14 protein-coding genes are annotated in these 11,886 nt (G+C 44.5%); 9 read left to right on the top strand and 5 right to left on the bottom strand.

The annotated features are described in order from the left end of the window. Nucleotides 1–52: 52 nt before the first annotated feature. Nucleotides 53–1,369 (top strand): response regulator, encoded by a 1,317-nt coding sequence (locus tag NC997_RS04405; RefSeq protein ID WP_190528289.1) that lies wholly within the window; start codon nucleotides 53–55, stop codon nucleotides 1,367–1,369. 280 nt (nucleotides 1,370–1,649) lie between these two features. Here the strand turns inward: NC997_RS04405 and NC997_RS04400 are convergent, their stop codons facing one another. Further along, a complete protein-coding gene (locus NC997_RS04400) occupies nucleotides 1,650–2,828 on the bottom strand; it encodes an MFS transporter (protein WP_190528287.1) in 1,179 nt (392 codons plus the stop codon). 395 nt (nucleotides 2,829–3,223) lie between these two features. Here NC997_RS04400 and NC997_RS04395 point away from each other — a divergent pair, with 395 nt between their 5' ends. The 4 genes from NC997_RS04395 to NC997_RS04380 all read left to right on the top strand — a co-directional run bounded on the left by NC997_RS04395 (nucleotide 3,224) and on the right by NC997_RS04380 (nucleotide 6,185). Then, the gene (locus NC997_RS04395; RefSeq protein ID WP_190528285.1) at nucleotides 3,224–4,225 is read left to right on the top strand and encodes a nucleotidyltransferase; all 1,002 of its coding nucleotides are present in this window, start codon (nucleotides 3,224–3,226) and stop codon (nucleotides 4,223–4,225) included. Between the two features lie 35 nt (nucleotides 4,226–4,260). Further along, nucleotides 4,261–5,166, top strand: a complete 906-nt coding sequence (locus NC997_RS04390; RefSeq protein ID WP_190528284.1) for an S-4TM family putative pore-forming effector — start codon at nucleotides 4,261–4,263, stop codon at nucleotides 5,164–5,166. 187 nt (nucleotides 5,167–5,353) lie between these two features. Next, nucleotides 5,354–5,698: a metalloregulator ArsR/SmtB family transcription factor gene (locus NC997_RS04385; RefSeq protein ID WP_190412492.1), complete on the top strand. Its 345-nt coding sequence runs from the start codon at nucleotides 5,354–5,356 to the stop codon at nucleotides 5,696–5,698. Further along, nucleotides 5,688–6,185: an SRPBCC domain-containing protein gene (locus tag NC997_RS04380; RefSeq protein WP_190528281.1), complete on the top strand. Its 498-nt coding sequence runs from the start codon at nucleotides 5,688–5,690 to the stop codon at nucleotides 6,183–6,185. The genes NC997_RS04385 and NC997_RS04380 overlap by 11 nt, the downstream gene beginning before the upstream one ends. A 290-nt stretch (nucleotides 6,186–6,475) precedes the next feature. Here the strand turns inward: NC997_RS04380 and NC997_RS04375 are convergent, their stop codons facing one another. Both NC997_RS04375 and NC997_RS04370 read right to left on the bottom strand, forming a co-directional pair. Then, nucleotides 6,476–6,799: a transposase gene (locus tag NC997_RS04375; RefSeq protein WP_190528279.1), complete on the bottom strand. Its 324-nt coding sequence runs from the start codon at nucleotides 6,797–6,799 to the stop codon at nucleotides 6,476–6,478. A gap of 14 nt (nucleotides 6,800–6,813) precedes the next feature. Then, nucleotides 6,814–7,239 carry an IS630 transposase-related protein gene (locus tag NC997_RS04370; protein ID WP_190528277.1) on the bottom strand — a complete coding sequence of 142 codons (426 nt, stop codon included), beginning with the start codon at nucleotides 7,237–7,239 and terminating at the stop codon, nucleotides 6,814–6,816. Nucleotides 7,240–7,323: 84 nt separating this feature from the next. Here NC997_RS04370 and NC997_RS04365 point away from each other — a divergent pair, with 84 nt between their 5' ends. Further along, nucleotides 7,324–7,731, top strand: a complete 408-nt coding sequence (locus NC997_RS04365; protein WP_190528275.1) for a VOC family protein — start codon at nucleotides 7,324–7,326, stop codon at nucleotides 7,729–7,731. A 23-nt stretch (nucleotides 7,732–7,754) separates the two neighbouring features. Here the strand turns inward: NC997_RS04365 and NC997_RS04360 are convergent, their stop codons facing one another. Then, on the bottom strand, nucleotides 7,755–7,883 hold the full coding sequence (locus NC997_RS04360) for a hypothetical protein (protein WP_277881815.1): 129 nt from the start codon (nucleotides 7,881–7,883) through the stop codon (nucleotides 7,755–7,757). A gap of 81 nt (nucleotides 7,884–7,964) precedes the next feature. Continuing rightward, nucleotides 7,965–8,582, bottom strand: a complete 618-nt coding sequence (locus NC997_RS04355) for a TetR/AcrR family transcriptional regulator (protein ID WP_190412490.1) — start codon at nucleotides 8,580–8,582, stop codon at nucleotides 7,965–7,967. Between the two features lie 169 nt (nucleotides 8,583–8,751). Here NC997_RS04355 and NC997_RS04350 point away from each other — a divergent pair, with 169 nt between their 5' ends. From NC997_RS04350 to NC997_RS04340, 3 genes are read left to right on the top strand one after another with little or no spacing between them, the layout of a single operon-like run. Beyond that, nucleotides 8,752–9,945, top strand: coding sequence for an ABC exporter membrane fusion protein (locus NC997_RS04350; protein WP_347276130.1), 1,194 nt, complete (start codon nucleotides 8,752–8,754; stop codon nucleotides 9,943–9,945). Beyond that, entirely contained in the window at nucleotides 9,942–11,114 is a 1,173-nt protein-coding gene (gene devC / locus NC997_RS04345; RefSeq protein WP_190528271.1) for an ABC transporter permease DevC, read from the top strand. The genes NC997_RS04350 and devC overlap by 4 nt, the downstream gene beginning before the upstream one ends. Nucleotides 11,115–11,126: 12 nt before the next feature. Next, the gene (locus tag NC997_RS04340; protein ID WP_190528269.1) at nucleotides 11,127–11,834 is read left to right on the top strand and encodes a DevA family ABC transporter ATP-binding protein; all 708 of its coding nucleotides are present in this window, start codon (nucleotides 11,127–11,129) and stop codon (nucleotides 11,832–11,834) included. Nucleotides 11,835–11,886 lie beyond the last annotated feature (52 nt).

Genomic DNA, 11,886 nt, shown 5'->3' with positions numbered 1-11,886 from the left:
CGTATTTCATCTTCATGAATAAACCAATAGTCAAAAAAGGAGCAGTTATAAAATGTTATTTAATTCCGATCGCGAAATCGTTTTAGTGGTTGATGATAATCCAACTAATCTAGAATTATTATATAACGCCTTGGGTTCATCTGGCTATGAAGTTTTGGTAGAAATGGATGGTTTTAGTGGAATTGAGCAAGCTAAGAACTATCCGCCAGACTTGATTTTGCTAGATGTCCAGATGCCAGGAATTGATGGGTTTGAAACCTGCCGTAAATTGCAGCTCGATCCGTCTACAAAAAACATTCCAGTAATTTTTATGACGGCGCTGACAGATACCACAGACAAAGTGAAGGGATTACATTTAGGAGCAGTAGATTATATTACAAAACCCTTCCGTCATGAAGAAGCACTTGCTCGGATTCAAACCCATTTAAAAATTCGCCGTTTGAGCTTAGAACTTGAACAACAAAAGCAAGAACTTGAGGAAATTGTTCAAAAACGCACAGCCGAACTAACCTGCACGTTACAAGAACTAAAAAAAACACAATTGCAATTAATTCAAAATGAAAAACTGTCTACAATTGGTCAGTTAGTTTCTGGCATTGCTCATGAGATTAATAATCCAGTTGGTTGTATTTATGGCAATTTAGAGCAAGCGAGTCTTGCTGTTAAAGATGCGGTTGATTATATACGTCTTTATCAAGCCAAGTTTCCAAATCCTGGCATAGAAATTGAACAAAAAGCGGAAGAGATTGATCTTGAATATCTTCTAGAAGATTTACCAAAAATGTTCTTATCTATGCATACAGGAATCGATAGAATTCGCAACATTAGTACATCCCTTAGAACATTCTCCCGTGCTGATGTAGATTACAAGGTATCAGTTGACATCCATGAGGGACTTGAGAGTACCTTGATGATTTTGCAACATCGTTTGAAAGCTCAGAATTATCGTCCAGCAATTCAAATCATTAAAAATTATGGTGAAATTCCTAAAGTTGAGTGTTATTTAGGACAACTCAATCAGGTATTTATGAATATTTTGGCAAATGCAATCGACGCAGTGGAAGAAGCGAACTTGGGTCACACCTATGAAGCGATTAAAGAAAATCCCAACCATATTATTGTTCAAACTGAAATGAAAGATGAACATCAGGTTGCAGTCCGAATTGCAGATAATGGCATGGGGATGACGAAAGATATCAAGCAACGCATTTTTGACCATCTATTCACGACTAAACCTGTTGGAAAAGGAACAGGTTTAGGATTAACGATTGCTCATCAAATTATTGTTGAAAAGCACGGAGGAACGCTCGAAGTCAATTCTGAATGGGGACGAGGCACAGAGTTTGTGGTAACGCTTCCGATTGTGTAATCTAGTCTTTAAAACTAGATTAGATGAATCAATCCCTCAATCAGCTCTAGTTTTGACTGTAAAATTATTAGTGAAACTGCTGCTGTAAGGTGGCAATAATTTTGAGAGCAGCTTGTAGTTCTTGGATAGCGATCGCCCGATCAACGATCGTGTTAACCAGTTGAGCTGTGGGTAACGGGAACATCCCCTAAATTGCAAATACACGCCCGTTGGTACAATCCTATTCTTTACCAGTGGCAAGAGTGCGAAATGGATGCAACGCCTGCCAGTGGTAAAGGATTTAAAAAAGCGCAATTAGTAAGGCAATGGGTGCTGCAAGTAATATCCACATCGTCGGCTGCAAACCATACTGTTGAGCAACCAAACCCAGTGCAAACGGAGCTAACCCCCCCACAAAACCTGCCAGGTTGTTGAGCGTCATGACGGTTCCGCTCTGCCCCGGCATCGCTGTGTACAATTGCCCCTGGAGAATAGAGTACCATCCGGAATTAAGGAGGCCCAGAAAGCAAAGAATGACCAGCTTGAGATTGATATTGGGTACAAGCAAAAAAGCTGGATAAAGACACAAAACAAGGATAGCGCTAACCTTCAAATAAGCAAGTCCTTGCACTCGTTCGAGTAAGGGAATCAGGAGAAAATCTCCTAGTAAACCAAACCCTAACCAGACTGTGAGAGCGAAACTCGCCTGCGTGTTGTTTACACCCACGACATCTACGAAATATAGTGCCAAAAAGCCACTCAAAACATCCAGCATTAAATCGGAAAATTGCAACAACGTTAACCAACGCAACACGTTACCTCGTTTTAAGCTTTGGATGGCATAACGGATGCCATCTTTGAAGCTGTGCGTGGGTTGATCAATATCAGAGGATGCCGTTGGAGTTGCGATTGGATACTGCCACAACATTCCTACAAGTAATCCCGTCAGTATCGCCAATAGTAAAAACACACTCCGCCAACTTTGATGGAATGCGATCGCACTCGCTAAAGCCAAAGGCCCAAGGACATTACCGACAGAACCCGCCAATGCCCACCGTGCCATATTTTGTTCGTGGCGAGTCGGTTCTATGTCCATCAGCGTCGCCTGGGAAAGACTGACAAAGGCACCGGATGCAGGATAAAAAAGCACAAAGGCTGCTAACAACCAGGAAAAGTTATAGCTAAGGGAGATGAGGAGTAATGCGATCGCAAACCCAACACCTCCCCCCAAAATCAATTGCCGTCGTTGACCAATATCTCCCCAGATTCCCAAAATTGGCTCTATCAGGCTGCTGACCGTGTTGGGTATCGTCAGCAACAGCCCCACTTGCAGGTAAGAAAGATGCAGGTCATTGCGAATCAATGGATACGCAGCACCCCGGACTCCATCCACCAGTTCGTCTAATAATTCAATCACCAGGAAGATCATCGTTAACAAAATGACAGTCCTGGTCGTTTTGTTTTTACTGTCCAATGACATCGTGAAATTCTCCCATCCTCAAAATTTGAACACCAGCGCAACATCTTCACGGCGTTGGCGATCGGAGGGGGAATCCACGAACATACTCTCCGCCTTAGTTGTAAGGCGAATCGCTGGTTGGATTGAGTTCTAGAAGCTTACCAAGGAGGAAAAATCATACAAGCGAAGGGCAAAGAAAGGACTTGCAACTAGGTCTGTAGCCTATTGTAGGCAGACCCGAAGAAATTGTCTTCACAAACAATGTTGGTTGCTTAGTACGGTTATCCCTACTCCTCAATAGTACGCATGTACTCATTCAAGAGTTAGAATCTCAGAAATTCCACATTTGGCGTTTGTAAATAGAAGGAAACATCATTTGTGGATCACTTTCTGAGTCCCAATAAACCTTAATAAAAATGGTTAAAACCGTTAACGAAGCTTTCGATGTTTTCTTAAAAGATTACGTCAACCTAGAGCCAGATGAAACTAAATCAGCTAGAAGTAGTAGAGATTGGCTTCTATCTCAAATTCATTTGTTTCCAAGCAAAGATGGCAAATTTCCAAGGTTATACTCAGAAAAAGATATATTTTTTGGTTCATTTGCTAGACGTACTAAAAAAAGAGAGCTTGATGACATTGATATGATGATTGCTTTGAGTGCGGAAGGAGGTGTTTACAATGAATTCACAGATAGGATTGAGATTCATATCTCTGATTCTGAGTATAGGCTAAAAGCACTTTGCTATGACAACACAAATATTCTTAGTTCACGAAAAATTATCAATAAGTTTATAAGCCTGCTTAATCAAGTTCCACAGTATGAGAAAGCTGAAATCAGTCGTGATATGGAGGCTGCGACTCTCAATCTAAAGAGCTATCCTTGGAACTTCGATCTTGTGCCTTGCTTTTTTACACAAAAGGATTGGCTTAATAAAGATTACTACCTTATTCCAGATGGTCAGGGACATTGGAAAAAAACTGATCCAAGAATTGATAGGCAAAGAGTAACTGAGATCAATCAGTTTCACGATGGCAATGTATTGAATGTAATCAGATTAATGAAGTATTGGAATAAAAGACAAACAATGCCATCAATGCCTTCATATTTAATTGAGAACATGATATTGGACTTCTACTCTACGGAGTATACAAAAACATCGAAATATGTAGATTTAGAGGTTGCAAAAGTCTTGCTATATATTCACGGCGCGATTTTCTATCAGGTCAGCGACCCTAAAGAAATTCAAGGGAATATTAACAAACAAACTTATGAAGAGCAAACTAAAATTTCAAAAAGGGCTTATGCCGACTACACAAAAGCTTTGGAAGCTAGGGAACTAGAAACTCAAAATGCTCATAAATCTTCCATTGCAATGTGGAGTAATATATTTGGCTCAAAATTTCCTAGTTATACGTAAATAACTACCTAAATCAAAAATGGAGATTAGTATTCATGAATAATATTCCTAAAGAACAAAACAATCAACGTAAGTTAGAGCTATTAGCTGCACAACGCCAGCTTTACTCTGATGCAAAAAAAATGCAAATTATTAGTGTAGTTATTGGAGTTCCAATAGTAATTACATGGTCTATCTTAGTTGCAAGATTACCTAAATTAGCTGTTTATGCTGGCTTGTGGGGGATTATTGCCACGCTTCTAGAACTTTTAATTTTTTCACGTTTACAAAAGTCTACTCAAGAAAAAGCCGCAAAGATTCAACAAATGTTTGATTGTGAAGTTCTCCAATTCAATTGGGCAAGTCTAAACTCTGGAATTCGTGTCGAAACAGAAACAATTGTTGATGCGTCTAACAGATTTAAGCGTAAAAATAAAAACTATTCTAATCTCCAAAATTGGTATCCAATTAGTGTTGAAAAATTACCGATTCACGAAGCCCGAATCATTTGCCAACGTTCTAACATTTGGTGGGATGCTAAACTGCGACGTCGCTACTCGAAGTGGATAGTTATTATTTTAATTACTCTATCCATTATTGTATTTTTGATTGGTTTAGTTGGGGGTCTAACTCTTGAAAAGTTTTTGTTGGCTATTTTAGCACCCTTGACACCCGCTTTTGTTGTAGGGCTGCGTCAATACACTGAACATAACGAAGCTGCGGCTAGACTTGATAGATTGCAGGAGAATGCAGAAATTCTTGTACACAAAGCAATCAGTAAAAGGCTTACGCAGCAAGACCTTGAGATAGAATCATACAGCTTGCAAACTCAAATTTACGATAACCGTCGTCGCAGCCCATTGATTTTCGACTGGCTATATTCTCGATTAAGACGTGAAAACGAAGAACAGATGAATAAAGGTGCTGAATCTCTCGTTAAGGAATTGACTCAAAATCCTTAGCATGAACGATTGCGGTGTACATAACAAATCATTGAAATCCAGCCCTGCTTCTATCCCAGCATGACAGCGACTGTCAGGGCATACCCTACTGCAATGTACTACTTCAAGCGATCGCTTAAATCAGCACTTGACATTCTTGGACAGTTTATTTAACCTCGTAGTTAATTAACTGAACGGTTAAATACAAGTGTCTTCCGATCAACTGAGCGTCACCTTTGCCGCCCTTGCCGATCCCACCCGGCGTGCCATCCTGGCTCACCTCGCCAAGGGTGAGGCATCGGTCACGGAGTTAGCAGAACCCTTTGAGATGAGCCTTCCTGCCATCTCCAAGCATCTCAAGGTGCTGGAGCGTGCCGGACTGATCGCGCGGGGTCGGGAGGCTCAATGGCGACCCTGCCAGATCAAAGCGGAGCCACTCAAGGACGCAATGGATTGGATCGAGCAATATCGCCAATTTTGGGAAGAGAGACTTGATCGGCTGGATGATTACCTGCACGAGTTACAAACCCAGGAGAAACAAGATGGGCAATAAAAATGATTCCATTGATGCTCAAAGCGATCGCGAGATCGTCATTACCCGCGTCTTCAACGCACCCCGCGAACTGGTGTTCAAGGCGTGGACTGACCCGGAACACGTAGCGCAGTGGTGGGGGCCGAAAGGCTTCACAACCAAGGTGACTGAGCTGGATCTGCGTCCAGGCGGTAAATCTCGCTACGTCATGATTGGCCCAGACGGCACAGAGTACCCAGGCAAAGGTGTCTTCCGCGAAATCGTGCCTCTTGAACGGATTGTTACCACTGATGAATTTGATGAAGGCTTTGAAAAGGTCGTGAACGCAGATCTGCCAAAAGGAATGGTGATGACGGTGCTTTTCGAGGATTTGGACGGCAAGACCAAGCTCACACTCCGCATTGTGCATGAGTCTGCTGAAGACCGCCGGAAGCATGAGGAGATGGGGGTTATTGGCGGGTGGAACTCCAGCTTTGACTGCCTTGATGAGTTCTTGGCGACGGCTTGAGTCTCCTTTACCACCCATGAGACAGTCAACTGGTGGTCTTTTGTGAAACGGCTCAAGCGGAACATTAGTATCGTCTTGCCGATACTTCCATACAGCAGATTGCAAGTTCATGAAGTACAGTAGCAGCAGTTTGTGAACCAGTTGCGTAGGTGTTTTGGATTGACTAAATCAAGTGCAGTAGCAAGCAAAGTATCAACCATTTTTGTTGTGGTTGGAGAGAACTGTCGTAAAAAAGACTTAAGGTGTGACCACCAAAGCTCAATCGGGTTGAAATCTGGAGAGTAGGGTGATCAATTAAGAACGTTTGCACCAACAGCTTGAATCAGAGGAGCAATCGCCGCTAGCTTGTGGGCAGGAAGGTTATCCATGACAACCACAGCACCCGACCACAATTGAGGCACCAAGCACTTTGTAATAAAGACTTCAAAAGCCGCTCCATCCATCGAGCCATTGAGAGTCATTAAAGCTACAACTTTTTGAGAGCTGATTGCTCCGATAACCGTAATCTTTGCACCTCGATAAAACGGTTTTAAATCGTATACTCTACTTCCATGAGAGGAACGAGCATGAGTTCTTGTCAAACCCAATAAAACGCCCATTTCGTCCGGAAACACGAGGTTCTCTGGGTCTACATCCTTAACTTGCTCCCAATATTCACCTCTGAGCTTTTGTACTCGGTCTGTGGCACATTGACTGCTGCGTAGCGTCTTTTTTTTAGCGTCAGTTGCTGCTTTTTCAAGGCACGGCACATCGTGCTGGTGCTGACCCAATGGTTGTGAGTGTCTCCCCAGTATTCACAATATTCTGATAGTGTTGCGTCTGGATGTTCCTTCACCATTTGAGCAAGTTGAGTTGAGTATCCGTATAATTCACTTTTCAGGCTTCCACCCTGCTTTTCTGGTTTTACGTGACCTTTGATTTTCTTTTGTTTGAGCAGTCTCTGTACAAAGGCTTTGCTCACATCAAATCTGGTTGCTAATTTCCTAATCGATGTGTTTTCTTGTTCGTATGCTTTGACTACTTTTTCTCGAAAGTCGATGGAGTAAGGTTTCATTCTACCTGTTCATGCACTGACCTCAATGTACTCTATATACCTGCAATCTGCTGTATATGCAATGAACTCTCAAAAGGAGAAAATATGGCTACTAAAATTTTCGTGAATCTGCCTGTAAAAGACCTGAATCAGTCTGTTGAGTTTTTTACGAAACTTGGCTTCAGTTTTAACGCTCAATTTACTGATGAAACGGCGACTTGCATGATTGTCAGCGATGACATCTTCGTGATGCTATTAACTCACGACAAATTTAAGACGTTTACTCCGAAAGAAATTTGTGATGCAACCAAAAGCACAGAAGTCCTGGTTTGCTTATCTTCTGACAGCCGAGAAAAAGTCGATGAAATGGTTCGCAAGGCAGTCGCCGCTGGTGGATCAACTTACAATGAACCACAAGACCACGGTTTTATGTACGCACATGGGTTTCAAGATTTAGATAGCCACATTTGGGAACTTGTCTACATGGAACCTAGTGCAATAAATCAAGGTTGAAAATGGAATCAGAGGAATGCCATTCAAGGGTCGATCGTTGTGGTAGTGAAAGTAATTTCGGGTTGAACGATCGCTAATGCGGATTGCAACGCCTGGAAGCGGTTTTCCAGTTGGTAAATTTGTGGCGATCGCATATCTAGATATTTGCCCACAACTCAATCGGTAGTCCCCGAACTGTCATCAACTGTTCGGGGTGACAAGGATGTGCAAACCGTTGCTAATATCAACTCCGCTCAAGCTTCGGATTCCTTGAGAAGATTCATTAAGCTATCGATCAGGCGATCGCTCTCCATCGGCAGAATATCCTGACCGTGAAGCATTTTCTGTACCATCATGAAATGAACTAATGCACCTAAAAAAATACGTGCGGTTGCTTCGGGATCGGCAATCTTTAAGTTTGGACTCGATGCCAGATACTGGCTCAATGTTTCAACGCCCGGTTTTACCAACGTGCGAACAAAGATTTGCGCCAGTTCGGGAAAGCGTCCAGACTCGCCAATAATTAGCCGCAACAGGGCAATTTCTTCACCATCGCAAATGATCTCATTCAGTGCCTTCGTTAATAGCTGCCGCAGCACCACGAAAGCATCTCCTTCCGACGGCAGAAAACGTTGGATGATGGAAAACTTTCTTTGAGCAAACCGTTGGACGAGGGCAGTGAACAGTCCTTCTTTATCTTGAAAGTAGGTGTAAACCGTTGGTTTGGATACGCCAGCCGTCTTCGCCACCCGATCCATGCTAGTCGCGGCATAGCCATGCACCAGAAACTCTTGCATTGCGCCTGTCAATATCTGTTCGGCTTTCTCTGCTAACCCATCCTGCTTCGGTTCCGTCATCTTCGTCCGTCTCATTCATTCCTGATCTGATTGTCACAGTCATTCTAGGGGTATTCGCTTTGAGGAGTTCTAGAGAATTTTCAGGACTCCCTTGACGTTATTGTACTAAACCGTTTAGTTTAGTTGCATGAAAACTAAACCGTTTAGTTTAGTGCCTTCCTAGAACTGGGGAATCTGACAGATGATGCAAGAAGTGGCAGCAGGTAATCCATCCTCTAAACGTCTTTCTCGACCACTGACTCTGCTGGCGATCGCTGCAACCTTGGCAACAGGTGGAGTGATGGCATATACCGTTTGGGCGGGGCGTATCCAGCAATCCAGTACGACCCCATCCACAGCGATCAGTACGCCCCAAATCAAAACCGTGACGGCGTTGGGACGGCTAGAGCCAGAAGGGGAAGCGATCGCGCTTTCTGCACCAACATCTGCTGAGGGGAATCGAGTAGATCAACTGTTAGTCAAGGAAGGCGATCGCGTTCGCAAAGGACAAGCAATTGCGATACTCAACAGTCGCGATCGCCTCCAGGCATCTGTAATGCAGGCACAAGAACAGGTGCGAGTTGCCCAAGCCAAACTGGAGCAGGTGCGTGCGGGAGCCAAGACGGGCGAAATCCAGGCGCAACGCTCCCAGATTGCCCAACTAGAAGCTGAACGTGTCGGCGACTTGAACGCGCAAGCCGCTACCATTGCCCGTCTGGAAGCGGAAGTGCAAAATGCACAGGTGGAGTATCAGCGCTACGCATTGCTTTACCAGAACGGAGCGGTTTCGGCATCCCAGCGCGATAGTAAGCGACTGACACTGACAACTGCCCAAAAGCAACTCCAAGAAGCGCAAGCTGCCCGCGATCGCACTCGGAATTCTCGCCAACAGCAACTGAATGAAGCCCGCGCCACCCTGGATCGAATTGCAGAGGTGCGTCCAGTAGATGTGCAGGTAGCCCAAGCCGATGTCAGACAAGCCTTAGCAGCCGTTGAGCAAGCCAAAGCAAACTTAGAGCAGGCATCCGTGCGATCACCTCAAGATGGTCAAATCCTCAAAATCTACACCCGTCCTGGCGAACTAATTAGCAATGACGGGATTGCCGAAATTGGGCGAACGCAGCAGATGTTTGCGATTGCAGAGGTTTATCAGAGTGACATCAAGAAAATCCGTCCAGGACAAACGGCGCAGGTGAGCAGTGACTCGATTGACAGCGAACTCATCGGTACTGTCGAACAGGTTGGCTACAAAGTGCTGCGCCAAGACATTGTAAATAGCGATCCGTCCGCCAATATTGATGGGCGCATTGTAGAAGTAAAAATCCGTCTGGATGCAGGCTCAAGTAGCAAGGCTGCCCGACTAACCAATCAGCAAGTTAAGGTGGTCATTGAATTATGATTGGCTTCCAACAACTCCAACGCCGGACACCGTTAGGATGGCTGCAACTGAGTCATCAAAAAGGAAAACTGGTCGTAGCGTGTGCCGGTGTTGTGTTTGCAGATGTCTTGATGTTGATGCAGTTGGGGTTTCAGAGTGCGCTATTCAACAGTGCCGTTTTAGTCCACAATAGCGTTCGCGCCGATGTCGTTCTGCTCAGCCCTCAAGCTCGCAATCTATCAAATATGTCGTCCTTCCCGCGACGGCGTTTGTACCAGTCGATGGATATTCCAGGCGTTCAGTCTGCGGAAGCACTCTACGCCAACATGGTGAACTGGAAGCATCCGACCACCCAGCGCGAAACCAGTATGCTGATGTTGGGATTTGACCCTAACAGCTCAGTCTTTGAGCAACCAGACATTAACCAACAATTAAACCTGATTAAGCTGCCTAACACAGTTTTGTTTGACAGCGGTAGCCGTGGAGACTACAAAGCAGCGATCGCGCAACTCGAACAAAACCAGCCACTGAAGACAGAAATTGAGCGCCATAGTGTTACCGTTGCTGGCAAAATTCGCATCGGGTCTTCCTTTGGTGCAGACGGACACCTGGTTACTAGCGACCAAAACTTTCTGCGGCTGTTTCCCCGCAGACAGGCAAGCAGCGTCAGCGTCGGCTTACTGCAACTGCAACCCGGAACCGATCCAGTGCAAACGGTACAAGCTTTGAAAGCACACTTGCCGAATGATGTTCAGGTTTTGACTCGGCAGGAATTTATCGAGTTTGAAAGAAGCTACTGGGCAAAGAATACACCGATTGGATTTATTTTTAACTTGGGCGTGACAATGGGCTTCATTGTTGGCGTCATCATCGTCTACCAAGTTCTCTCAACAGATGTGAATGCACACATGGGAGAATACGCCACTTTCAAGGCAATGGGCTATCGCAATCGCTACCTACTCATGGTGGTGTTTGAAGAAGCCGTTATCTTGGCAATCATCGGCTTTATCCCTAGTATTGCCATTTCCGCAGGATTGTATCGCCTGACTCGTAATGCGACGAATTTGCCTCTGTACATGACTGTGGCGCGAGGAATTTTCGTGTTGATGTTAACGATGGTGATGTGTACCCTTTCTGGAGCGATCGCTACCCGCAAATTGCAATCCGCTGACCCGGCTGATATGTTTTAGGTTTATATTATTATGTCTCTTCAACCTGTCATCTCTATTCACAACCTCGATCACTACTTTGGTCAAGGTCAACTACGCAAACAAGTTTTATTTGACATCAGTTTAGAAATCAATGCTGGCGAGATTATCATCATGACCGGCCCTTCTGGTTCCGGCAAAACCACACTGCTTACTTTAGTTGGTGGACTGCGATCTGCCCAATCGGGTAGTCTCAAGGTGTTAGGACAAGAACTCTGTGGTGCAAATCCGACAGCACTGGTACAAGCGCGACGGCACAATGGTTATATCTTTCAGGCGCACAACTTGCACGGTAGCTTAACGGCACTCCAGAACGTCAAGATGGGCTTAGAGTTGCACAGGGATATTTCTCCACACCAGATGCGCCAGCGCTCAGCCGAAATGCTAGAACAGGTAGGATTGGGAAATCGGATCAACTACTATCCTGCCGATCTGTCGGGTGGACAAAAGCAACGGGTAGCGATCGCCCGCGCCTTGGTAAGCCATCCCAAACTAATTCTTGCTGACGAACCGACTGCTGCTCTCGATAGCAAATCCGGTCGTGAAGTCGTTAGCCTGATGCAAACACTAGCAAAAGAACAAGGTTGCACCATTCTACTGGTGACTCATGACAACCGCATTTTGGATATTGCCGATCGCATTGTTCACATGGAAGATGGACACTTAATAAGTGATACTGCCAAGGTTGCAGCGGTTATTTAGGAACTGCTTTTAAATAGATGACTAGAGGCAATGTGCAACTTTTTAATTTGTA

Origin of the sequence: Trichocoleus sp. DQ-A2, from assembly GCF_039961915.1 — a bacterium.
GTDB lineage: Bacteria > Cyanobacteriota > Cyanobacteriia > Cyanobacteriales > FACHB-T130 > FACHB-T130.
The sequence above is the reverse complement of the archived record's forward strand: the minus strand, read 5'-3'. Positions and strand labels throughout refer to the sequence as shown.